This window comes from Pseudomonas stagnisoli, from assembly GCF_048595745.1.
In the GTDB taxonomy this organism is placed as follows: Bacteria; Pseudomonadota; Gammaproteobacteria; order Pseudomonadales; family Pseudomonadaceae; genus Aquipseudomonas; species Aquipseudomonas alcaligenes_A.
The window spans coordinates 806986-830945 of the sequence record NZ_CP184361.1; the positions used below are offsets into that span (position 1 = coordinate 806986).

16 protein-coding genes, 2 tRNA genes, 1 pseudogene and 1 riboswitch are annotated in these 23960 nt (G+C 65.1%); of the genes and pseudogenes, 14 read left to right on the plus strand and 5 right to left on the minus strand.

Features of this window, described 5'->3' with window-relative positions; translation table 11 throughout:
* The first annotated feature begins 5 nt into the window (after nt 1-5).
* Complete coding sequence (locus ACOAPY_RS03880; RefSeq protein WP_465155077.1) at nt 6-755, plus strand: RsiV family protein; 750 nt, start codon at nt 6-8, stop codon at nt 753-755.
* A 55-nt stretch (nt 756-810) separates the two neighbouring features.
* Here ACOAPY_RS03880 and thiC read toward each other — a convergent pair whose 3' ends face one another.
* Entirely contained in the window at nt 811-2694 is a 1884-nt protein-coding gene (gene thiC, locus ACOAPY_RS03885) for a phosphomethylpyrimidine synthase ThiC (RefSeq protein WP_465155078.1), read from the minus strand.
* A gap of 83 nt (nt 2695-2777) precedes the next feature.
* Nucleotides 2778-2884, minus strand: a riboswitch (TPP riboswitch).
* 208 nt (nt 2885-3092) lie between these two features.
* Between thiC and ACOAPY_RS03890 the strand changes: the two genes are divergently transcribed.
* From ACOAPY_RS03890 to ACOAPY_RS03900, 3 genes and pseudogenes are all read left to right on the plus strand, one after another.
* Entirely contained in the window at nt 3093-4535 is a 1443-nt protein-coding gene (locus tag ACOAPY_RS03890; protein WP_465155079.1) for a TolC family outer membrane protein, read from the plus strand.
* A 952-nt stretch (nt 4536-5487) separates the two neighbouring features.
* A pseudogene (locus ACOAPY_RS03895) lies at nt 5488-5748 on the plus strand (HAMP domain-containing protein); the annotation flags it as partial.
* A complete protein-coding gene (locus tag ACOAPY_RS03900; protein WP_465156702.1) occupies nt 5722-6606 on the plus strand; it encodes a methyl-accepting chemotaxis protein in 885 nt (294 codons plus the stop codon). The pseudogene ACOAPY_RS03895 and the gene ACOAPY_RS03900, both read left to right, overlap by 27 nt.
* 106 nt (nt 6607-6712) lie before the next feature.
* On the opposite strand, the gene ACOAPY_RS03905 is transcribed toward ACOAPY_RS03900, so the two are convergent.
* Nucleotides 6713-6799: transfer RNA gene (locus tag ACOAPY_RS03905), tRNA-Leu, on the minus strand.
* A 108-nt stretch (nt 6800-6907) separates the two neighbouring features.
* A tRNA-Leu gene (locus ACOAPY_RS03910) sits at nt 6908-6994 on the minus strand.
* Nucleotides 6995-7427: 433 nt separating this feature from the next.
* Here ACOAPY_RS03910 and rnr point away from each other — a divergent pair.
* The 8 genes from rnr (at nt 7428) to alr (ending at nt 15604) form a co-directional block, all read left to right on the plus strand.
* Complete coding sequence (gene rnr, locus ACOAPY_RS03915; RefSeq protein WP_465155081.1) at nt 7428-9932, plus strand: ribonuclease R; 2505 nt, start codon at nt 7428-7430, stop codon at nt 9930-9932.
* Nucleotides 9929-10681, plus strand: coding sequence for a 23S rRNA (guanosine(2251)-2'-O)-methyltransferase RlmB (rlmB, locus tag ACOAPY_RS03920; protein ID WP_280001849.1), 753 nt, complete (start codon nt 9929-9931; stop codon nt 10679-10681). Before rnr ends, rlmB begins: the two co-directional genes overlap by 4 nt.
* Nucleotides 10682-10850: 169 nt before the next feature.
* Nucleotides 10851-11264: a 30S ribosomal protein S6 gene (gene rpsF, locus ACOAPY_RS03925; RefSeq protein WP_021701046.1), complete on the plus strand. Its 414-nt coding sequence runs from the start codon at nt 10851-10853 to the stop codon at nt 11262-11264.
* A gap of 28 nt (nt 11265-11292) precedes the next feature.
* The gene (rpsR, locus tag ACOAPY_RS03930; RefSeq protein WP_021701047.1) at nt 11293-11523 is read left to right on the plus strand and encodes a 30S ribosomal protein S18; all 231 of its coding nucleotides are present in this window, start codon (nt 11293-11295) and stop codon (nt 11521-11523) included.
* Between the two features lie 36 nt (nt 11524-11559).
* Nucleotides 11560-12429 (plus strand): hypothetical protein, encoded by an 870-nt coding sequence (locus tag ACOAPY_RS03935; protein ID WP_076426836.1) that lies wholly within the window; start codon nt 11560-11562, stop codon nt 12427-12429.
* Nucleotides 12430-12450: 21 nt separating this feature from the next.
* Nucleotides 12451-12897 (plus strand): 50S ribosomal protein L9, encoded by a 447-nt coding sequence (gene rplI / locus ACOAPY_RS03940; protein WP_076580192.1) that lies wholly within the window; start codon nt 12451-12453, stop codon nt 12895-12897.
* Nucleotides 12898-13049: 152 nt separating this feature from the next.
* Nucleotides 13050-14444 carry a replicative DNA helicase gene (gene dnaB, locus ACOAPY_RS03945; protein WP_280001845.1) on the plus strand — a complete coding sequence of 465 codons (1395 nt, stop codon included), beginning with the start codon at nt 13050-13052 and terminating at the stop codon, nt 14442-14444.
* A gap of 83 nt (nt 14445-14527) precedes the next feature.
* Nucleotides 14528-15604 (plus strand): alanine racemase, encoded by a 1077-nt coding sequence (alr, locus tag ACOAPY_RS03950; RefSeq protein ID WP_465155083.1) that lies wholly within the window; start codon nt 14528-14530, stop codon nt 15602-15604.
* 6 nt (nt 15605-15610) lie between these two features.
* On the opposite strand, the gene ACOAPY_RS03955 is transcribed toward alr, so the two are convergent.
* The gene (locus ACOAPY_RS03955; RefSeq protein ID WP_465155085.1) at nt 15611-17527 is read right to left on the minus strand and encodes a diguanylate cyclase domain-containing protein; all 1917 of its coding nucleotides are present in this window, start codon (nt 17525-17527) and stop codon (nt 15611-15613) included.
* 185 nt (nt 17528-17712) lie between these two features.
* On the opposite strand from ACOAPY_RS03955, the gene ACOAPY_RS03960 reads away from it, so the two are divergent.
* Nucleotides 17713-20016 carry a YgiQ family radical SAM protein gene (locus ACOAPY_RS03960; RefSeq protein WP_465155087.1) on the plus strand — a complete coding sequence of 768 codons (2304 nt, stop codon included), beginning with the start codon at nt 17713-17715 and terminating at the stop codon, nt 20014-20016.
* A 42-nt stretch (nt 20017-20058) separates the two neighbouring features.
* Here ACOAPY_RS03960 and ACOAPY_RS03965 read toward each other — a convergent pair whose 3' ends face one another.
* The gene (locus ACOAPY_RS03965; protein WP_465155089.1) at nt 20059-20463 is read right to left on the minus strand and encodes a bacteriohemerythrin; all 405 of its coding nucleotides are present in this window, start codon (nt 20461-20463) and stop codon (nt 20059-20061) included.
* Nucleotides 20464-20593: 130 nt separating this feature from the next.
* Here ACOAPY_RS03965 and ACOAPY_RS03970 point away from each other — a divergent pair, with 130 nt between their 5' ends.
* The gene (locus tag ACOAPY_RS03970) at nt 20594-23905 is read left to right on the plus strand and encodes a transglutaminase family protein (protein ID WP_465155091.1); all 3312 of its coding nucleotides are present in this window, start codon (nt 20594-20596) and stop codon (nt 23903-23905) included.
* The last annotated feature ends 55 nt before the right edge of the window (nt 23906-23960 follow it).

Here is a 23960-nt window from a genome sequence, read left to right on the forward strand (position 1 = left end):
AATCCATGCGTGCCATCGCCGTTGCCGGCCTGCTGTCCCTGTCGCTACTGCTCAGTGGTTGCCAGGCCTTGCTGCTCGCCGCCAAGCCCGAATCGGGGCTGGCCGTCAGTCGCCAGGCCTGGGAACATCGCGCGCCGGGCTGTGAGGGCAAGGACTGCGCGCTGATCAATATCGACCTGCAGACCTTCGACGAGCTGCCGGAGCTGAATGCGCGCCTTGAGCAGGAGCTGCTCAAACTGACCATCGAGCTGCCGGGCGATCCGCCGCCACCCTCGTTGGCGGTCTACGAGCGGGAATTCCTGGCCGGCGCCCAGCCGGGCTGGATGAGCTACCTGCAGTCCAAGGTGCTGCAGCAGCACGGCCGCCTGGCGGTGATCGAACTGTCCAGCTATCGCTTCAGTGGCGGCGCCCACGGCGTTCCCGGACGTGCCTATCTGAACTACGACCGCGACAAAGGGCGCCTGCTGAGCCTGGACGACCTGCTGCTGCCGGATGGCGAGACCGCCTTCTGGCAGCAGGCCGAGCTGGCCTACCAGGCCTGGCTCAAGGCCAATGGCCTGGATCAGGATCTGCAGTACCAGGCCGAGTGGCCGTTCGTGCGCACCGCCAATGTCGCCCTGCTGCGCGACTCGGTCATGCTCAAGTACGAGGTCGGGCGTATCGCCCCCTATGCCAGCGGCCACCCCGAGCTGCGCATTCCCTACGCGCGGCTGAACGGCATCCTCAAGTCCATCTACTTTCCCTCGTCGCGCTGAACGGCGCACATGAAAAAGCCGGGCATGCCCGGCTTTTTCAACTCTGCAGCGCGGCTCAGACCTGCTTGTAGATCACCGCGCCCTCTTCCTTGAAGCGCTCGGACTGCTCGGCGAAGCCGGCCTCGATGGCCTTCTGCTCGTCGGTCAGGCCATGCTCGGCGGCGTACTCGCGCACCTCCTGGGTGATCTTCATCGAGCAGAACTTCGGCCCGCACATGGAGCAGAAGTGCGCCACCTTGGCCGACTCCTTTGGCAGGGTCTCGTCGTGGTAGCTGCGCGCGGTATCCGGGTCGAGGCCGAGGTTGAACTGGTCTTCCCAGCGGAACTCGAAGCGTGCCTTGGACAGGGCGTTGTCGCGGATCTGCGCGCCCGGGTGGCCCTTGGCGAGGTCGGCGGCGTGCGCGGCGATCTTGTAGGTAATGATGCCGGTCTTCACGTCATCCTTGTTCGGCAGGCCCAGGTGCTCCTTCGGAGTCACGTAGCAGAGCATGGCGCAGCCGAACCAGCCGATCATCGCCGCGCCGATGCCGCTGGTGATGTGGTCGTAGCCCGGGGCAATGTCGGTGGTCAGCGGGCCGAGGGTGTAGAACGGCGCCTCGTCGCAGCATTCGAGCTGCTTGTCCATGTTCTCCTTGATCAGCTGCATCGGCACGTGGCCGGGGCCTTCGATCATGGTCTGTACGTCATGCTTCCAGGCGATCTTGGTCAGCTCGCCGAGGGTCTCCAGCTCGCCGAACTGCGCGGCGTCGTTGGCGTCGGCAATCGAGCCCGGACGCAGGCCGTCGCCCAGCGAGAAGCTGACGTCGTAGGCCTTCATGATTTCGCAAATTTCCTCGAAGTGCGTATAGAGGAAGTTCTCCTTGTGGTGCGCCAGGCACCACTTGGCCATGATCGAGCCGCCACGGCTGACGATGCCGGTGACGCGCTTGGCGGTCAGGGGCACATAGCGCAGCAGCACGCCGGCGTGGATGGTGAAGTAGTCCACGCCCTGCTCGGCCTGCTCGATGAGGGTGTCACGGAACAGCTCCCAGGTCAGGTCCTCGGCAATGCCGCCGACCTTCTCCAGCGCCTGGTACACCGGCACGGTGCCGATCGGCACCGGCGAGTTGCGGATGATCCACTCGCGGGTCTCGTGGATGTGCTTGCCGGTGGACAGGTCCATGACGGTATCCGAGCCCCAGCGGATGCCCCAGGTCAGCTTGGCCACTTCTTCTTCGATCGAAGAACCCAGCGCCGAGTTGCCGATGTTGCCGTTGATCTTCACCAGGAAGTTGCGGCCGATGATCATCGGCTCCAGCTCCACATGGTTGATGTTGGCCGGGATGATGGCGCGGCCGCGGGCGATCTCGCTGCGGACGAACTCGGGGGTGATCTCTTTCGGGATCGAGGCGCCGAAGCTCTGCCCCGCATGCTGTTCTTTCAGCAGACCGGCCTCGCGGGCCTCGGTGAGCTTCATGTTTTCGCGGATGGCAACGTATTCCATCTCGGGCGTGATGATGCCCTTCTTCGCGTAGTGCATCTGGCTGACGTTCTGCCCGGCCTTGGCGCGGCGCGGGTTGCGCACGTGGGCGAAGCGCATGGCGGACAGCTCGGCGTCGTTCAGGCGGCGCTGGCCGAACTCGGAGGACAGGCCCGGCAGCTTCTCGGTGTCGCCACGGTCATCGATCCAGGCGCTGCGCACGTCCGGCAGGCCCTGGCGCACGTCGATCTGCACGGTCGGGTCGGTGTAGGGGCCGGAGGTGTCGTAGACGGTGACCGGGGCGTTGATCTCGCCACCGAAGGCGGTGGGGGTGACGTCCAGGCTGATTTCGCGCATCGGCACGCGGATGTCCGGGCGCGAGCCCTGCACGTAGATCTTCTGCGAACGTGGGAAGGGCTGGATCGACTGCTGGTCGACCTGGGCGCTCTCACTGAGATTCTTCTGTTGTTTGACACTCATCGGCACGGCTCCTGGCTGAATGTCGGAGCGAACCTGATGGCGCAAGGTGCACCATGGCTGGTGCGAGAGGACTCGCCACAAGGAGGCGAGGACATCTTGTTCCCTACGCAGGCCTTAACCTGATCAGGTTCAACGGGATCCGGAACTCTCCGATCTCAGCCCACGACTCTGGGCACCCCGACAAGAACTGCCGGCAGTCTAATCAAGCGTGCCGAGGAACACCAAGCGCTATCCGGTGGTCGAGCGACGTTTCGTCGGGAATCTGTCCGGCACCGGGAATTGTTGCGGCGAAGAAACAAAGCTTGTCGCAGACTGACCCGTTGTTGCGCCGCGGCCGCCTTGACCGCTGCCGGTCGCAGCCTTAGCCTTGCCCGATTACCCCGCATCTAGGACTGATCATGCTACGCAGACTCTCTCTGGCGCTCGCAGTAGCTGCTGCCACCACAGGAATGGCCTGGGCCGAAGAAGCTCCCCTGGCAAGCAAGACCGATCTGGTCACCGTCTACAACGAAGCGGTGAAGAACAACGCCGACCTCGCTGCCGCGCGTGCCAACTACGCGGCGATTAAGGAAGTGGTGCCGCAGGCTCGAGCCGGACTGCTGCCGAACCTGTCGGCCGGCGCCGACAGCACCAATACCGATACCAAGGTGGACACCCGCACGGGTGACATCGACAGCTCGCGCAGCGGCCTGTCCTATCGTGCCAATCTGAGTCAGCCGCTGTTCCGTGCCGACCGCTGGTACCAGTTCCAGGCGGCCAAGGCCACTGATCAGCAGTATGCCCTGCAGCTCTCGGCCACCGAACAGAGCCTGATTCTGCAGAGCGCCGAAACCTACTTCGCCGTGCTGCGCGCTCAGGACACCCTGGCCTCGACCAAGGCCGAGGAAGCAGCGTTCAAACGCCAGCTGGACCAGGCCAACGAGCGTTTCGACGTGGGTCTGTCGGACAAGACCGACGTGCTCGAAGCCCAGGCCGGTTACGACACTGCGCGCGCCAACCGGATTCTTGCCGAGCGCGCCGTGGATGACGCGTTCCAGGCCCTGGTCACCCTGACCAACCGCGAGTACGCCTCCATCGAGGGCATTCTGCACAGCCTGCCGGTGCTGGAGCCGACGCCCAACGACGCCAAGGCCTGGGTCGATACCGCTGCCCAGCAGAACCTCAACCTGCAGGCCAGCAACTACGCGGTCAATGCGGCCGAGGAAACCCTGCGCCAGAATAAGGCCGGCCATGCGCCGACCCTGGATGCCGTCGCCCAATACCAGAAGGGTGACAACGACAACCTCGGCTTCTCCAATAACGATGCCCTGTCGCCCTATAACGGTGATGCCGAGCAGACCAGCATCGGCCTGCAGCTGAACATCCCGATCTACAGCGGCGGCCTGACCAGCTCGCAGGTGCGCGAGGCCTACCAGCGTCTGAATCAGAGCGAGCAGGAGCGTGAGAGCCTGCGCCGCAAGGTGGTGGAGAACACCCGTAACCTGCATCGCGCGGTGAACACCGACGTGGAAACCGTGCAGGCCCGTCGCCAGTCGATCATCTCCAACCAGAGTGCCCTGGAAGCCACCGAAATCGGCTATCAGGTTGGTACCCGCAACATCGTCGACGTGCTCGATGCCCAGCGTCAGCTGTACAGTTCGGTGCGCAACTACAACGATGCGCGCTATGACTACATCCTCAACAACCTGCGCCTGAAACAGGCCGCCGGTACGCTGGCGCCCAGCGACCTGGAAGCGCTGTCGCGCTTCCTCAAGCCGGACTACGACCCGGATCGTGACTTCCTGCCGCAGGACCTGGCCAAGGCCGCGGAAGCGCAGCTCAAGGGCAACTCGAACTTCTGAGTCGCTCGCCAAGAAAACCCCGCAGCTGCGGGGTTTTTTTTATGCCGGCAAATGACCTATACCTTGCTTAGCTACAGCTTTACGCCATGCGGCCGATGCACTGACACATGGTCGCCCGACCGGAAGGAGTTTCGTTGTGTCCGTCCTGTTTTCACTGCTGCGCAGCCGCCTGCTGCGCCCTGTCTTCATCGCTCTCGGCCTGGCCATGCTGGTTCAGGTCGGGCTTGCCGTCTGGCTGACGCGCGCTACCGTCGACGGTCTGGTCAACGACCTGACGCAGCGCCTTGGTGGCGAGAGCCAGCGTCTGGCGGCTGAGCTTGGCAGTGCCGAGGAGGAGATGAGCGCCGGTCTCGCCGCACTTTCCGCCAACACCCGTGAGCGCCTCTCCGGCGGCCTGACCGGCCAGCTCAAGGACGAGCAGGCTCAGCTGCGCAAAGTGCTGGAGGAGAATCTCAAGCAGTCCGGCAACTCCATGGCCCAGCTACTGGCCGGTGTGGCGCCCAAGGCCATCTGGGACAACGATACCCCGGCGCTGACGGCACTGACCCGCATCGTTCAGCGTGATCCGGCGGTGCTCTTCGCCGTGTTCTATGACGCCCAGGGCCAGCGCCTGACCCGCAACTTCAACCGCAGCAGCCCGCGGGTGCGTGAGCTGGTGGCCGCCGGCCAGGGCGATACGGCGCTGGCCAAACTGGTCGATGCCGCCTCGCGTGATCCGAAGGTGCACATGGTCGAGGTGGACATCAATCCGATGGGCGCCTCCATCGGCAAGGTGCAGCTGGGGATGTCGCTGGACGGCGTGGAGCAGAAGCTGGCCGCGCTGGACAGCCGCTTCGCCACTCTGGTCGGCAGCGCTGGCGAGCTGGTTGACAAGAGTCTGTCGGGGGCTGCACAGGAAAGCACCCAGGCCCTGCAGCAGCGTCTGCAAGTGGCCGAGCAGGCTACGGCCGATATGGCGCGCAATGGCAGCGAGACCGTGCAGCAGGCGGCCGACAGCCTGCGCTGGCAGATTGCCTCTGGTCTGCTGGTGGTCGGCCTGCTGACACTTGCAGTGGTGGCCCTGGTGCTCGGTTGGCGGGTGCTCAGCCGTCTGCAGCTGCTGATTGCCGCCCTGCAGGATCTGGCGGCGGGTGAAGGGGATCTGACACGGCGGGTGCAACTGGACAGCGACGACGAGGTCGGCGAGATGGCCGATGCGGTCAATCGCTTCATCGCCAAGCTGCAGCCGATCATTCGCGAGGCCGGTGAGGTGGCGCAGCGTACTGGCGAGGAGATTCGCAGCCTGGCCACGCGCAGTGCGGCGGCAGAGGCCGCGGCCGGCCGTCAGCGTGACGAGGTGGCTGGCAGCCTGCAGGCTCTGGAGGAAATGGCGGCGGCGGCCCAGGCGGAAAGCCAGGCCATGCATGACGCCCAGCAGCGAGTCACGGCCATCCGCCAGGCGGCGCACGAGAATGCGGCGATCGCCGCCAAGGTCGGCAGCCTGATCGAGGCGCTGGTGGCCAGGGTCGACAGCGGCTCGGCGGTGATCGAGAGGCTGGCCAAGCAGAGTGAGCAGATCGAGGTGGTCTTGACGGTGATCCAGTCGATCGCCGAGCAGACCAACCTGCTGGCACTGAACGCCGCCATCGAGGCGGCGCGGGCCGGGGAGAGCGGTCGCGGTTTCGCCGTGGTGGCCGACGAGGTGCGCGCCCTGGCCAGCAAGACCCAGCAGTCTACCGGTGACATCCAGGCCCACATCACCGCCCTGCAGCAGGGGGCGCGTGAGGCGGTGGCGGTGATCGGTCAGGCCGGTGGTCAGGCGGCCGAAGGGCTGCAGGCGCTGCGCGACAGTGCGCGCCTGCAGCAGTCCGTACAGGCTTCGGTGGACGAGGTGCATGGCGCCATCGATATCGCCACTCGCTCCGCCGCCCACCAGGCCGATGGCGCTTCGGCGGTGCGCGGTCGGGTCGAGGTGATTCACAACGAGGCCCAGCGCGCGGCGCAGGCGGTCAGCGAGACAGCGGCCAGTGGTCGCGTGGTCGATGGCCTGGTCAGTCAGCTCAAGGCCAGCTTCGCCCAGTTCAAGGTCTGACAGCCGGATGCGTCGACCGCAGCCCTATGGGCTGTGGTCGGGGCAAGGATTTTCGGAAACCAGAAAAGACAAAACCGAGCCATTGGCTCGGTTTTGTTTTGAAGAGTGGTGCCCAGGAGAAGACTCGAACTTCCACGGTGTTGCCACCGCTAGGACCTGAACCTAGTGCGTCTACCAATTCCGCCACCTGGGCACATTGCGACGATTGCTCGCCGACTTTTTGCAGCATTTACCGTTTTTGGCGGTACGGAAGCTGCTCCGTTAAAAGCGAAACCGAGCTTTCAGCTCGGTTTCTGAAGAGTGGTGCCCAGGAGAAGACTCGAACTTCCACGGTGTTGCCACCGCTAGGACCTGAACCTAGTGCGTCTACCAATTCCGCCACCTGGGCACGGGAAACAATGATGAATCAGTCGTTTCCGTGTTACAACGTCTCAGCAACGTTGTGGCCGCGAACTATACGGATGCGGTTTTTGCTTGTAAACCCCTGACGGCAAAAAAATTATTGTGCCGCTATCGGGTTGCTGACGTTCAGTTATGGCGGCTTCCAGCCGTCCGCCAAGGGGACAGTCTTCTGGCCGGCTGAGCAAAAACTGGCCCGTTCCTATGGGTTGCGTGCACAATCGCACCATGCGTCGTTGCGGGACTTGCCAGCGGATCTACTGTTGCCTGCATTTCGCGCCTAGCGGATCGCAGCCCGAACGGGTGCCACTGGGCACCTTGGCGTGGCACGAGAGCGAAACGGGAGCAGACCCAACCGCCGTTTCGCGCTTCAATAGGCATATGGCAAGCCGTCTATATATGAGTAAAGGTGATTTCACTTAATGGCCGATTGGCAATCCCTCGATCCTGAGGCCGCCCGCGAGGCGGAAAAATACGACAACCCCATCCCCAGCCGTGAGCTGATTCTGCAGCACCTGTCCGAGCGTGGTTCGCCCGCCGCTCGCGAGGAGCTGGTGGCCGAGTTCGGCCTGACTACCGATGAGCAACTCGAGGCGCTGCGGCGCCGCCTGCGCGCCATGGAGCGCGACGGTCAGCTCATCTACACCCGTCGTGGCACCTACGCTCCGGTGGACAAGCTCGACCTGATCCGCGGCCGCATCAGCGGTCACCGGGATGGCTTCGGCTTCATGGTGCCGGACGACGGTAGTGACGACCTGTTCCTCAGTCCGGCGCAGATGCGCCTGGTGTTCGACGGCGACCGTGTGCTCGCCCGCGTTTCCGGTCTCGATCGCCGTGGTCGCCGTGAAGGTGCCATCGTCGAGGTCATCGAGCGTGCCCACGAGACCATCGTCGGGCGCTATTTCGAGGAGGCCGGTATCGGCTTCGTCGAGGCCGACAACCCGAAGATCCAGCAGGAAGTACTGGTCACGCCGGGACGCACCGGTGGTGCCCGGGTCGGCCAGTTCGTCGCGATCAAGATCACCCACTGGCCCACTGCACGGTTCCAGCCGCAGGGCGATATCGTCGAGGTGATCGGCAACTACATGGCGCCGGGCATGGAGATCGACGTCGCCCTGCGCAGCTACGACATTCCGCATGTCTGGCCCGAGGCCGTGGTCAAGGAAGCGCGCAAGCTCAAGCCCGAGGTGGAGGAGAAGGACAAGGAGCACCGGGTCGACCTGCGCCACCTGCCGTTCGTTACCATCGATGGCGAGGATGCTCGCGACTTCGACGACGCCGTCTATTGCGAGAAGAACAGTGGTCGCTGGAAGCTGTTTTCCGGCGGCTGGAAACTCTATGTCGCCATCGCCGACGTGTCGCACTACGTCAAGGTTGGCTCGGCGCTGGACGAAGAGGCGCAGAAGCGCGGCAACTCGGTGTACTTCCCCGAGCGTGTGGTGCCGATGCTGCCGGAAGAGCTGTCCAATGGCCTGTGCTCGCTGAACCCGCATGTCGATCGCCTGGCCATGGTCTGCGAAATGAACATGTCCAAGTCCGGCGAGCTGCTCGACTACCAGTTCTACGAGGCGGTGATCCACTCCCATGCGCGCCTGACCTACAACAAGGTCAGCTACATGCTGGAGCAGCCCAAGAGCAGCGAGGGCAAGGCCCTGCGCGAGGAGTACAAGGAAGTCCTGCCACATCTGAAGCAGCTCTATGCGCTGTACCAGGCGCTGCTGGCGGCTCGTCACGAGCGTGGTGCCATCGACTTCGAGACCCAGGAGACGCGCATCGTCTTCGGCGCCGGGCGCAAGATCGCCGAGATCCGCCCGACCCAGCGCAACGACGCGCACAAGCTGATCGAGGAGTGCATGCTGGCGGCCAACGTGGCGACTGCGCGCTTCATGCTTGATCACGACATGCCGTCGCTGTACCGCGTGCACGATGGCCCGCCGGCCGAGCGGGTGGAGAAGCTCAAGGCCTTCCTCGGTGAACTAGGCCTGGCGCTACACAAGGGCAAGCTGGGGCCGGTGCCGAAGGATTACCAGAAGCTGCTGGCGAGCATCCAGGGGCGCCCGGACTTCCACCTGATCCAGACTGTGATGCTGCGCTCGCTGAGCCAGGCGGTCTACAGCGCCGAGAACAACGGCCACTTCGGCCTGAACTACGAGGCCTACACCCACTTCACCTCGCCGATCCGGCGTTATCCGGACCTGCTGGTGCATCGTGCCATCCGTAGCGTGATTCGCTCCAAGCGCGAGACCAAGCATGTGCAGCGTGCCGGTGCGGCGAGCATGCCCAAGGCGCGTATCTATCCCTACGATGAGGCGGCGCTGGAGAAGCTCGGCGAGCAGTGCTCGATGACCGAGCGGCGTGCCGACGAGGCTACTCGTGACGTGGTGAACTGGCTGAAGTGCGAGTTCATGCAGGATCGGGTCGGCGAGATTTTCGAGGGCGTGATCACCGCGGCAACCGGCTTTGGCATCTTCGTCGAGCTGAAGGACATCTATGTCGAGGGCCTGGTGCATGTCACCGCGCTGCCGGCTGACTATTACCACTTCGATCCGGTCCATCATCGCCTGGCTGGCGAGCGCAGCGGGCGCAGCTTCCGTCTGGGCGACAGCGTGGCGGTGAAGGTCATGCGCGTCGATCTCGACGAGCGCAAGATCGAGTTCGAGCTGAGCGAAGGCAAGGCCGATCAGGCTTCTACGGGGCGTGGACGTGGTGGCGACAGTCGCAAGAAGTCGCCTGCCAAGTCAGCCGGCCCTGGTAACACCGATGTGCGGAAGAGCCGCGATGTGAAAAAGGCTCTGCTCGACGGGGCCAAGAAGGGCGGCGGCAAGGCGCCGGCAGGCAAGAAGCCTTCTTCGCATCGCAAGGGCGCGCCCAAGTCCGGCTCTGCGCCGGCGGGCAGCAAGCCGAGCGGGCGTAAGGCCAAGCGATGAGTCAGCTGGAGAAGGTCTACGGCGTGCATGCCGTCGAGGCACTGTTGCGTCATCACCCCAAGCGGGTCAAGCAGCTGTGGCTGGCCGAAAGCCGGCAGGCTCCGCGGGTGCAGGCGTTGCTCGAGCTGGCTGCGCAGAACCGCGTTGCGGTCGGCCACAAGGAGCGCCAGGAGCTGGACGAGTGGGCCGAGGGCGTGCATCAGGGCGTGGTCGCCGAGGTCAGTCCCAGTCAGGTATGGGGCGAGAACATGCTCGACGAGCTGCTGGAGCGCAGCGAGGGGCCGGCGCTGTTGCTGGTGCTGGACGGTGTGACCGATCCGCATAACCTCGGCGCCTGCCTGCGCACCGCTGACGCCGCCGGCGCCCATGCGGTGATCGTGCCCAAGGACAAGTCCGCCACCCTCAATGCCACCGTGCGCAAGGTGGCCTGCGGCGCCGCCGAGGTGATTCCGCTGGTGGCGGTGACCAACCTGGCGCGCACCCTGGAAAAGCTGCAGAAGAAGGGCCTGTGGGTCGTCGGCACCGCCGGCGAGGTCGACCAGGAGCTGTATCAGCTGGATATGACCGGCCCCACGGTGCTGGTCATGGGAGCCGAAGGCAAGGGCATGCGCCGCCTGACCCGCGAGCACTGCGACTACCTGGTGAAGCTGCCCATGGGCGGCAGCGTCAGCAGCCTGAATGTCTCGGTCGCCACCGGCGTCTGCCTGTTCGAGGCGGTGCGCCAGCGCCGTGCGGCGGGCAAGGTCTGATCAAATAATCGCCAATTCGCCTTGCGTGCGGCCAGGGGCTTCTCTATGATGTCGCCCCTTGCTGTGACGGTAGGCGTATTCGCGCCTTCGCTTCGGCAAGCTCAAACGAGTCATTCACTCCTTGCCTGACCACTTTCCGTTGGCAGGCTGCAACCCGTAAGGAGCATTCATGCGTCATTACGAAATCATCTTCCTGGTTCACCCGGACCAGAGCGAGCAAGTCGGCGGCATGGTCGAGCGTTACACCAAGCTGATCGAAGAAGACGGCGGCAAAGTACACCGCCTGGAAGACTGGGGTCGTCGCCAGCTGGCCTACGCCATCAACAACGTTCACAAGGCTCACTACGTGATGCTGAACGTCGAGTGCAGCGGCAAAGCCCTGGCCGAGCTGGAAGACAACTTCCGCTACAACGACGCCGTGATCCGTAACCTGGTCATCCGTCGCGACGAAGCCGTTACCGGCCAGTCCGAGATGCTCAAGGCCGAAGAAAACCGCAGCGAGCGCCGCGAGCGCCGCGAGCGCGTTGAAACCGAATCCGCCGAAGGCGAAGACGGTGACAACAGCGACAACGCTGACGAGTAATCCACGGATCTATTGAGGAGCCACATTCATGGCACGTTTCTTCCGTCGTCGTAAATTCTGCCGTTTCACCGCTGAAGGCGTGAAAGAGATCGACTTCAAGGATCTCAACACCCTGAAGGCCTACATCTCCGAAACCGGCAAGATCGTTCCGAGCCGTATCACCGGTACCAAGGCCAAGTACCAGCGTCAGCTGGCCGTCGCCATCAAGCGCGCCCGCTACCTGGCCCTGCTGCCCTACACCGACAGCCACGGCCGTTGATAGCGGATTGTCGATAAGCGTTAAGAGATAGATCGCATGCGTGCCTTTGCCGAGTTTGTGATGCGCGGCCGCATGCAGGCCACTCTCGGGGTGGTCGGTTCGGCGGCGTTTCCGCTGTTGTGCTGGTTAAGTGCCGCAGGGGGCAGCCTGGTGCTGCTCCGGCGGGGGCTGGCAGATGCTTCGGGCATCCTTTTCTGGGCATCGTTGCCCGCCTTGCTCTGGTGGTATCTCGGTAACTCGAGTGTCTTCCTGATCATGGCCGGTACGGTGGTTCTGGCGCAGGTTCTGCGCTCGACCGCGTCCTGGACTTGGGTGCTGTTGTCCAGTGTGTTGCTGGGTGCAGTGTTCGTCTTGGTACTGAGCACGGTGTCTGGAGAGTTCATCGAACCGTTGGCCGAGCGTATTCGGTCATCGTTGCCGCAGTTGTTGGGCAACGCGTCGGCCGAGGAACTCGCTGCGGTGCAGGAGTCGCTGATACCGGCTCTGACAGGGGCGATGGCCTCCTCGTTGCAGGTGACCTCCCTGCTCTGTCTCGCACTCGCACGCTACTGGCAGGCGGCGCTGTACAACCCCGGAGGCTTCGGACAGGAGTTCCGGGCCATACGCCTGTCGCCAGTGGCGAGTGTGGCGCTGTTGCTCGGGATGCTGTTCGCTCCGAGCCTTGGCCCGCAGGCTGCGATGCTGGCGACCGTGTTCACGGTGCCGCTGCTGTTCGCAGGTGTGGCGCTCGGGCATGGGCTGATTGCCATGAAGCGGTTGTCCAGCTTCTGGGTGTTCGGCCTGTACGTGGCGGTGCTGCTGCTGGGGAACTTGATCTGTTTGTTGGCGGTTATCGACGGGCTGTTTGATTTTCGTGGTCGCCTGGCGCGTAAAAACGGCGCAGGCCCCGCGAACGGTGAAGGTTAAAAGTTAAGAGGTAAGACCCAAATGGAAGTTATCCTGCTGGAAAAAATCGCCAACCTGGGCAACCTGGGCGACAAGGTGAACGTCAAGGCCGGTTACGGCCGTAACTACCTGCTGCCGCAGGGCAAGGCCACCGCCGCTACCGCCGAGAACGTTGCTGCGTTCGAAGCTCGTCGCGCCGAGCTGGAAGCTGCCGCTGCCGCGAAGAAGGCCTCGGCCGAAGCGCGCGCTGCTCAGCTGGCCGAGCTGGAAGTCACCATCACTGCTGTGGCCGGTGACGAAGGCAAGCTGTTCGGTTCCATCGGTACTCACGACATCGCTGAAGCTCTGACTGCTTCCGGCGTCGAAGTGGCCAAGGCCGAAGTGCGTCTGCCGAACGGCACCATTCGCCAGGTTGGCGAGTTCGACGTAGCTGTGCACCTGCACACCGACGTCGAGACCACCGTCAAGGTGATCGTGGTAGCCGCCTAAGGGCAGCGACCTGCGGGCTTGCACGAAGGTGCGAGCCTGCCGACAATCGGGCACTCACCGTTTTGCGGTGCGTGCCCGTTGTTTTTTGTAGAGCCTTTGGCCAAGCCGCCAGGCTTCGCCAAGGCCTCTGAGCTTTCGGAATCACAGGTGCCATGAACGATATCAGCGTCCCTCAGCAATACGACCTGGAAACCGCCGCACTCAAGGTGCCGCCGCATTCCATCGAGGCCGAACAGGCCGTGCTGGGCGGCCTGATGCTCGACAACAACGCCTGGGAGCGGGTCTCCGACGCAGTCTCCGATGGCGACTTCTATCGCCATGATCACCGGCTGATCTTCCGCGCCATCTACACCCTGGCCGAGCGCAACTCGCCGTTCGACGTGGTGACCCTGTCCGAGCAGCTGGACAAGGAGGGGCACCTGAGCCAGGTCGGTGGTCTGGGCTATCTCGGCGAGCTGGCCAAGAACACCCCCTCGGTGGCCAACATCAAGGCCTATGCGCAGATCATTCGCGAGCGCGCCACCCTGCGCCAGCTGATCGGCATCAGCAACGACATCGCCGACATGGCCTACGCGCCGCAGGGCAAGAGCGCCGTGGAAGTGCTCGACGAGGCCGAGCGGCAGATCTTCCAGATCGCCGAGGCGCGGCCCAAGGCCGGTGGCCCGGTAGGGATCAACGAGATCCTGGTCAAGACCATCGACCGCATCGACGAGCTGTTCAATACCAACGAGGGCCTGACCGGCATCTCCACCGGCTTCACCGATCTGGACGGCATGACCAGCGGCCTGCAGCCGGCCGACCTGGTGATCGTCGCCGGCCGTCCGTCCATGGGTAAGACCACCTTCGCCATGAACCTGGTGGAAAACGCCGTGCTGCGTACCGAGAAGGTGGTGCTGGTGTTCTCCCTGGAAATGCCCAGCGACTCGATCGTGATGCGTATGCTCTCCTCGCTCGGCCGCATCGATCAGACCAAGGTGCGTTCCGGCAAGCTGGACGACGACGACTGGCCGCGCCTGACCTCGGCGGTCAACCTGCTCAACGAGCGCAAGCTGTTCATCGACGATACCGCCGGCATCAGCCCGACCGAGATGCGTGCGCGTGCGCGCCGCCTGGCCCGTGAACACGGCGAGATCGCCATGATCATGGTCGACTACCTGCAGCTGATGCGCATCCCGGGTTCTTCCGGCGACAACCGGACCAACGAGATCTCCGAGATCTCGCGCTCGCTCAAGGCGCTGGCCAAGGAGTTCAACTGCCCGGTGATCGCCCTGTCGCAGCTCAACCGCTCGCTGGAACAGCGCCCCAACAAGCGCCCGGTCAACTCCGACCTGCGTGAGTCCGGGGCGATCGAGCAGGACGCCGACATCATCATGTTCGTCTACCGCGACGAGGTCTATCACCCGGAGACCGAGTACAAGGGCGTGGCCGAGATCATCATCGGCAAGCAGCGTAACGGCCCCATCGGCACCTGCCGCCTGGCTTTCATCGGCAAGTACACGCGCTTCGACAACCTGGCGCCGGGGCTCTACAACTTCGAAGAGGATTAACCCCGTACCAGGCTGATCCTGCTCAATGAAAACGGGCGCCCAGCGGTTAAGATGGGCGCCCGTTTTCTATTCGGAAGCCTGTCATGCGTCCCCTCGTCGCCACCATCGATCTGGCCGCCATTCGCCACAACTATGCCGTTGCCAAGCGCTGCGCTCCAGGTCGCCAGGCCTTCGCGGTGGTCAAGGCGAATGCCTATGGGCATGGCGTACGCGAGGTGGTCAGTGCGCTGCATGAGGAGGCTGACGGTTTCGCCGTGGCCAGCCTGGAGGAGGCCGCCGAGGTTCGTGCCATGCATGGCGAGGCGCGCATCCTGCTGCTGGAGGGCTGCTTTGCCGCCGACGAGCTGCTGATGGCTGCGCACCTGGGCCTGGATCTGGTGGTGCAGGGTGCAGAGCAGGTCGAAGCGCTGCTCGCCGCCGAGCTGTCGCGGCCGCTGAATGTCTGGCTCAAGCTGGACTCCGGCATGCATCGGCTGGGCTTCGCCCCGGCGGCTGTGCGCGAGATTTTCCCGCGTCTGCATGGTGCGGCCCAGGTGGCCGAGCTGAACCTGCTCAGCCACTTCGCCTGCGCCGACGAGCGTGGCCACTCGCTGACCGAGTTGCAGCTGGAGTGCTTCCTTGATCTGCTCGACCTGGACTTCGATCAGCGCAGCCTGGCCAACTCGGCCGCCGTGCTGATGATTCCGGCGGCGCACATGGATTGGTTGCGCCCAGGCATCATGCTGTATGGCGCCAGCCCTTTCGCTGAGCTGGGTGCCGCCGAGCTGGGCCTGAAGCCGGCGATGACGCTGAGCGCGCAGCTGATCGCGGTGCGCGAAGTGGCGGTGGGGGAGAGTGTCGGTTATGGCGCCGGCTGGGTCGCGGCCCGACCATCGCGTATCGGTACCGTCAGCTGCGGCTATGCCGACGGCTATCCCCGGCATGCGCCGAGTGGAACGCCGCTGTGCGTCGGTGGCCGCCGCGCGCCGCTGGCCGGGCGCGTGTCGATGGACATGCTCAGCGTCGACCTGACCGATCTGCCCGAGGCTGCCGTGGGCGACGCCGTGGAGCTGTGGGGCGCCAACCTTCCGGTGGACGAGGTGGCTGCCGCTGCCGGCACCATCGGCTACGAGCTGCTGACCAAGGTCACGGCGCGTGTGCCACGCCGCTACAAGGCCTGATCGCGTTCAGCTCAGCCCGCTGGGTACCTTGAGCACATCCAGTATCAGGCAGGTCTGCGGGCTCAACTCGCCGTCGCAGCCCTGCAGCACGAAGCCCGAGCGGCCTTTTTGCTTGGCCCGGTACATGGCCTCGTCTGCAGCCTTGTAGAGACCGGCGAACTGCAGTGCGTGCTGGGGATAGAAGGCGGCGCCGATGCTGATGGTCACGGCCAGGCGGTTGGCGCCGTAGAGCACCGGTCGCGACAGCTCGGCGAGGAGGCGGTTGGCGATCTCCTGCGTGTGTTGCTGGGCGTCGGGGCCGCAGACCAGTACAGCGAATTCATCGCCCCCCAGGCGTGCCACCATGTCATTGGTGCGTACGTGTTCGCGCAGGCGATGGCCGATGGTGCGCAGCATCAGGTCGCCGGCATCGTGGCCATAGCGGTCGTTGATCGGCTTGAAGTGATCCAGGTCGACCAGCATCAGCGCCACCGACTCCCCTCGGCGTTGGGCATCGGCCAGTGCCACTTCGGCACGCTCGATCAGGTAGCGGCGGTTTGGCAGCTCGGTCAGCGGATCATGGAAGGCCGCATGCTGCAGGCGCTGTTCGCGTTCGCATAGCTGCTGGTTGGCCAGGGCCAGTTCGGCGGTGCGCAAACGTACCGCCTCCTGCAGGTCATCGGCGCTGGCCTGCATTTGTGCGAGGCGTGCACCTTTTTCGCGGTCTGCCTGCTGCAAGGCCTCGGCCTTCTCCTGTTTGAGCATCTGGATGCGGTAGGCCAGGGCGAAGGAGAACAGGATCGACTCGGCCGCCACGGCCAACGGGAAGACATAGGCATTCCAGGTGGCCGGCTGCACCAGGCCGGTAGAGCGCATCAGGGCCAGGCTGATGCTGCCGAGGATCAGGCCGTAGCCGCACAGGTAGAGCAGGGCGGGAAAGTAGCCCTGACGCCAGCGCACCAGTGCCGAGCCGAGTGCCGCCGGGATGCTGGTGAGTGACAGCAGGGCGATCAGCCAGGCGGCCAGGTTGCGCTGGCCGAGGCCTTCCAGGGTCACGGCGATGACATAGCAGACACAGGCAAAACTCAGCAGATGGTGCGCCCAGCGCACGTGCTGGCGGGTCTGCAGCAGCGTCTGGGTGAAGCGGCAGGCACAGAAGCCCCACAGCGAAGGCAGGGTGACGCGGTCCAGCCAGAACGGCACCGGGCCCTCCGGCCACAGGTACTGGAAGCCATGGCCGCTCATGCTGACGATCATCAGCAGGGCGCCGGCGGTGGTCAGTACGTACCAGAAGTAGGCGTTGTCGCGCAGGGTGAAGTAGATGAACAGGTTGTACAGCAGCAGGGCGGCGATGATGCCGTAGATCAGGCCCAGACCCAGGTTTTCGCTGATCGCCTGGTGATCCAGGTCTTCCAGTTGCCAGACCCGCAACGGAAAGGAGTTGCCGGCCGGGTCAAAGCTGCGCAGGTAAAAGGTGGTGGGTGTCGTGCCCAACTCCGGCAGCTCCAGCACTATGCGTCGATAGGGGTGGTCGCGCCCTTCGGCGAAGCTGACCCGTTCGCCGGACTGCCGCTGTATCCAGCCGCCCTGGCCGTCGGGGCTGTACAGCTGCAGGTCGAGCTGGGTCACTGCGCCGATTTCCAGCCACCAGCGCGCAGGCGCCTCGGCGCCGCGCTGCAACTGCAGCTTGATCCACCAGGGGTTGGGGTTCTGGCCGACGCTGGCGCGGCCGTTGGCCGGGGCGAAACGCTGCTGAATGGCCGGGTCGGCCATGTCGGCGATGCTCAGCGTGCCTTCAACATCCTCCAGCAGCTCGATGTGCCCGTTCAGCGATTGCCCGCTGGCGTCACTCCGCAGCTCTATTGGCGCGGCGCGTAGCTGGCCGGCGGCCAGGCTGATGCACAGCAGCACGAGCAGCGCACGCAGAACGGGGAAACGCACCATGGTGACTCCTTGTTGGCCCTGGTGGCTGGCAATTGGCAATCATGCTGGAGTATAGCCATGGAAGTGACTGTGATCACAAATATGCGGTGACTAACGTCGATAAACACCAGAGCGTTTCGGTCGGACTCTGTATATTTTTTGTGCTATATTCCGCGCCCCCGTGAGAGTCCGCCTGATCAAAAAATATGCAAGCCGCCAAGCCGCTGTTCGACTACCCGAAGTACTGGGCCGAGTGTTTCGGTCCCGCACCTTTCCTGCCGATGAGCCGGGAAGAGATGGATCAACTCGGCTGGGACAGTTGCGACATCATCATCGTCACCGGTGATGCCTACGTCGATCACCCGTCCTTCGGCATGGCCATCATTGGCCGCCTGCTGGAAGCCCAGGGCTTCCGCGTCGGCATCATCGCGCAGCCGGACTGGCGCTCGAAAGACGACTTCATGAAGCTCGGCCAGCCCAACCTGTTCTTCGGCGTGGCGGCGGGCAACATGGACTCGATGATCAACCGCTACACCGCGGACAAGAAGATCCGCAGCGACGACGCCTACACCCCGGGCGGCGTCGCCGGCAAACGCCCGGACCGCGCCAGCCTGGTGTACAGCCAGCGCTGCAAGGAAGCCTACAGCGAGACCCCGGTGATCCTCGGCGGCATCGAGGCCTCACTGCGCCGCATCGCCCACTATGACTACTGGCAGGACAAGGTGCGCCGATCGATCCTGATGGACGCCACCGCCGACATCCTGCTGTATGGCAACGCCGAACGCGCCGTGGTCGAGATCGCCCAGCGCCTGGCTTTCGGTGAGAAGGTCGAGCAGATCACCGACGTGCGCGGCACCGCCTTTATCCGCCGCGATACGCCGGAAGGCTGGTACGAGGTGGACTCCACCCGCATCGACCGTCCGGGCAAGGTCGACAAGATCATCAACCCCTATGTGAACACCCAGGACACCGCCGCCTGCGCCATCGAGCAGCAGAAGGGCGAGGCGGCGTTTGAGGATCCCAACGAGGCCAAGGTCGTCGAACTGCTGCCCAGCCCGAAGATGACCCGCGCCAAGACCGTGATCCGCCTGCCGTCCTTCGAGAAGGTACGCAACGACCCGGTGCTCTACGCCCACGCCAACCGCGTGCTGCACCTGGAGACCAACCCGGGCAACGCCCGCGCCCTGGTGCAGAAGCATGGCGAGGTGGACGTGTGGTTCAACCCGCCGCCCATCCCGATGACCACCGAGGAAATGGACTATGTGTTCGGCATGCCCTATGCGCGCGTGCCGCACCCGGCGTACGGCAAGGAGAAGATCCCGGCCTACGAGATGATCCGCTTCTCGGTCAACATCATGCGCGGCTGCTTCGGCGGCTGCACCTTCTGCTCGATCACCGAGCACGAGGGCCGCATCATCCAGAACCGCTCGCACGAATCGATCATCCGCGAGATCGAGGAGATGCGCGACAAGGTGCCCGGCTTTACCGGCGTGGTCTCCGACCTCGGCGGGCCGACCGCCAACATGTACCGCATCGCCTGCAAGAGCCCGGAAATCGAATCGGCGTGCCGCAAGCCATCGTGCGTGTTCCCCGGCATCTGCCCGAACCTGAACACCGACCACAGCTCACTGATCGAGTTGTACCGCAAGGCGCGCGCCCTGCCGGGCGTGAAGAAGATCCTGATCGCCTCCGGCCTGCGCTACGACCTCGCCGTGGAGTCGCCGGAGTACGTCAAGGAGCTGGTCACCCACCACGTCGGTGGTTACCTGAAGATCGCCCCGGAGCATACCGAGGAAGGCCCGCTGAATCAGATGATGAAGCCCGGTATCGGTAGCTATGACAAGTTCAAGCGCATGTTCGAGAAGTACTCCAAGGAGGCGGGCAAGGAGCAGTACCTGATCCCGTACTTTATCGCCGCCCATCCGGGGACGACCGACGAGGACATGATGAACCTCGCCCTGTGGCTCAAGCGCAACGACTTCCGCGCCGACCAGGTGCAGGCCTTCTATCCGTCGCCGATGGCGTCGGCCACCGCCATGTATCACTCGGGCAAGAACCCGCTGCGCAAGGTCACCTACAAGAGCGACGGCGTGACCATCGTCAAGAGCGAGCAGCAGCGCCGCCTGCACAAGGCCTTCCTGCGCTACCACGATCCGAAGAACTGGCCGCTGCTGCGTGAGGCGCTGGAGCGCATGGGGCGCAGTGACCTGATCGGCAATGGCAAACACCAGCTGATCCCGACCTACCAGCCGCAGACCGATGAGTACCAGAGCGCGCGGCGCAAGAACTCGACGCCAGCGGGCAGCAAGAAGGTCGGCGGCGACAAGGGCAAGACGGTCGGGCGCATCCTCACCCAGCACACCGGCCTGCCGCCGCGTGGCAGCGACGGCAGCAAGAGCTGGGACAAGCGCGAGCAGGCCAAGGCGGCCGCCGAGGCGCGGCGCAAGGCGGAGAAGGCCGGCGCCGGCAAGGACAAGAAACCGTCCAGGCGTCCGGTTGCCCCGCGCTGAGTCTGCGGGTGCTTGCGCGCACCTTTCTGGTGCGCGCGGCCCTCAGCCCAGGCCGTGGGCGCGGAAATGCGCCACGTAGGCCCTGTCCACCTTGAGGATGTGGTGGGTCAGCCAGTCCTTGAGCAGTTCCAGGGTTTCCGCACCGACCGTTTCGCCGCAGTCGTGGCGTGACAGCAGGCTCATCACCTGGCCGCTGAACAGGTTGTGCTGCGCCTGGTGGGCCTCGGTGTCCGGGTAGCCCAGGCGGATGAACAGGTGCTCCTCGACGATGAAGTGGTTCATCACGTAATCCATCAGCCCCTCCAGCAGCGCGCCCACCTGCTCCCGCGGAGCCTCGCCCTCCAGGGCCTGGTGCAGCGCGTTGGTCTGTTCCACCAGCCAGCGGTGCTGTTCGTCGATCTCTGCTATCCCCACCTCGAGCGCTTGCGTCCACGGCATGAAGGTCATGCGGTCCTGCTCCCTTCGTTGTTTTTGCCGATCTTGCCCGCCACGGTCGGGGCCTCGTTGATCCCGGTCAATGGCGGTGGCACAAGTCTTGCCCCTTGCAGGTATCGCCCTGGCTCGCAGGAGGCACGCCGTGTCGATTCATGTCGCACTGCAGCACGTCACGCATTACCGCTACGATCGCCCGATCAACCTTGGCCCGCAGGTGGTTCGCCTGCGCCCGGCGCCGCACAGCCGCACGCGCATCCTTTCCTATGCCCTGCAGGTCTGGCCTGGCGAGCACTTCGTCAACTGGCAGCAGGACCCGCAGGGCAACTACCTGGCGCGCCTGGTGTTCCCCGAGAAGACCGAAGAGCTCAAGGTCACGGTCGACCTGGTTGCCGAGATGGCGGTGTTCAACCCCTTCGACTTCTTTCTCGAGCCACATGCCGAGAAGATCCCCTTCGCCTATGTCGAGGCCGAGCAGCGCGAGCTGGCGCCCTACCTGGTCACGGAGGCCGGCGGGCCGCTGTTTGCCCGCTACCTGGCCGGGATCGATCGCAAGCCCACGCCCAGTGTCGATTTTCTGGTGGCGCTCAACCAGCGCGTGGCGCAGGACATCCGCTACCTGATCCGCATGGAGCCGGGCGTGCAGACCCCGGAAGAGACGCTGCAGCTCGCTTCCGGCTCGTGCCGCGATTCGGCCTGGCTGCTGGTGCAGCTACTGCGCCACCTGGGGCTGGCGGCGCGTTTCGTGTCCGGCTACCTGATCCAGCTCACGGCCGACGTCAAAGCCCTCGACGGTCCCAGCGGCACCGAGCAGGATTTCACCGACCTGCACGCCTGGTGCGAGGTCTACCTGCCCGGCGCTGGCTGGATCGGTCTCGACCCGACCTCCGGCCTGTTCGCCGGCGAAGGGCATGTGCCGCTGGCCTGCAGCCCTGAGCCGTCCTCGGCGGCGCCGATCAGCGGGGTGCTCGACGAATGCGAGTGCGAGTTCGAGCACGACATGCGCGTGCAGCGCATCTGGGAGGCGCCGCGGGTCACCAAGCCCTACAGCGACGAGCAGTGGCGCGACATCCTCAGCGTCGGTCGCCAGGTCGATGCCGAGCTGGCCTACGGCGATGTGCGCCTGACCATGGGTGGCGAGCCGACCTTCGTCGCGCTCGACTACCCGGATGACGCCGAGTGGAACACCGCCGCCATGGGGCCGAACAAGCGCCGCCTGGCTGCCGAGCTGTTCCATCGCCTGCGCGCGCACTATGCGCCCCACGCCCTGGTGCATTTCGGTCAGGGCAAGTGGTATCCGGGCGAGCAGCTGCCACGCTGGTCGCTCAACTGCTTCTGGCGCAAGGACGGCGAGCCGATCTGGCAGGACCCGGCGCTGTATGCCGACGAAACCCGCTACTACGGCGCCGACGCACGCCTGGCTGCGCGCTTCCTGGCCAGCCTCGCCGGGCGCCTGGGGCTGTCCGCCGAGCATGTGTTCCCGGCCTATGAGGACTGGCTCTATTACCTGTGGCGCGAGCGCCGCCTGCCGGCCAACGTCACCCCGGAGGATGCGCGTCTGAGTGACCCGCTGGAGCGTGAGCGCCTGCGCAAGGTGTTCTGCCGCGGTCTCGGCGAGGTGGTCGGACAGGTCCTGCCGCTGATGCGCAGCGCCGACGATGATGCCTGGCTGACCGGCCCCTGGTTCCTGCGCGACGAGCACTGCCGGCTGATCCCTGGCGATTCGCCGCTGGGCTACCGCCTGCCGCTGGACTCGCAACCCTGGGTCGGTGAGCTGGACTACCCCTACGTCACGCCGCAGGACCCGCACCAGCCTTTCCCGCCGCTACCGAGCCGGCAGAGCATCCAGCAGCAGCTGCGCACCCCGCTGCACCCGGACAATGGCCACGGCAAGCCGGCCGAGGGCGAGGGGTCGGCGGCGCCAGGGCTGTTCGAGTCGGCCGGTGGCGTGGTGCGTACCGCGCTGTGTGCCGAGCCACGCGACGGGCGCCTGTACCTGTTCATGCCGCCGCTGCAGCGCCTGGACGACTACCTGGAACTGGTCGCCGCCATCGAGGCCACTGCCCGCGAACTGCGCTGCCCGGTGCTGCTGGAGGGCTACGAGCCGCCGGCCGACCCGCGCCTGACCCATTTCCGCGTCACCCCGGACCCGGGCGTGATCGAGGTGAATATCCACCCGGCGGCGAGCTGGGACGAGCTGGTCGAACGTACCGAGTTTCTCTACGAGGCGGCGCGGCTGTCGCGCCTCTCCAGCGAGAAGTTCATGCTCGACGGCCGCCATACCGGCACCGGCGGTGGCAACCACTTCGTCCTCGGCGGCGCCACGCCGGCGGAGTCGCCGTTCCTGCGCCGTCCGGACCTGCTGCGCAGCCTGATCAGCTACTGGCACAACCACCCGTCGCTGTCCTACCTGTTCAGCGGCCTGTTTATCGGCCCGACCTCGCAGGCGCCACGGGTGGACGAGGCGCGCAACGACGCGCTCTACGAGTTGGAGATCGCTTTTGCGCAGATGCCCGAGCCGGGCCGCGAGTGCCCGCCCTGGCTGGTCGACCGCCTGCTGCGCCACCTGCTGGTGGACGTGACCGGTAATACCCACCGCGCCGAGTTCTGCATCGACAAGCTGTACTCGCCGGACAGCGCCAGCGGCCGCCTCGGCCTGCTCGAACTGCGCGCCTTCGAGATGCCGCCGCATGCACGCATGAGCCTGGCCCAGCAACTGCTGCTGCGCGCCCTGGTCGCGCGCTTCTGGCACGAGCCTTACCGTCCGCCGCGCCTGGCGCGCTGGGGCACCGAGCTGCACGACCGCTTCCTGCTGCCACATTTCGTCGAGCAGGACTTCGCCGACGTCATCCAGGAGTTGAATGCCGCCGGCTACCCGCTACGCGCCGAGTGGTTCGCCCCGCACCTGGAGTTCCGTTTCCCCAAGCTGGGCGACTACGCGGTGAAGGGCATCGACCTGGAGCTGCGCCAGGCCCTGGAACCCTGGCATGTGCTGGGCGAGGAGGGAGCCGTCGGCGGTACCGTGCGCTATGTGGATTCCTCGCTGGAGCGGGTGCAGGTGCGCCTCGCCGGCCTGGCCCCGGACCGCTACCTGCTCACCTGCAACGGCGTGCCGGTACCGCTGCGGCCCACCGGCAAGGTCGGCGAGTTCGTCGGCGGCGTACGCTACCGCGCCTGGCAGCCCGCCAGCTGCCTGCAGCCGACCATCGGCGTGCACGCGCCGCTGGTGTTCGACCTGGTGGATACCTGGATGCAGCGCTCGCTTGGCGGTTGCCAGTACCATGTGGCGCATCCCGGCGGGCGCAATTTCGAGGCGCTGCCGGTGAATGCCTACGCGGCCGAGAGCCGGCGCCTGGCGCGGTTCTTCCGCCACGGGCACAGCCCGGGCGAGCAGACGCTGAGCGAGCCGATCAACAATAATGAACTGCCCATGACTTTGGATTTGCGCCGCGTTTAGCTCCCTCTCCCGCTTGCGGGAGAGGGTTGGGGAGAGGGCTGTCGACCACCCTCTC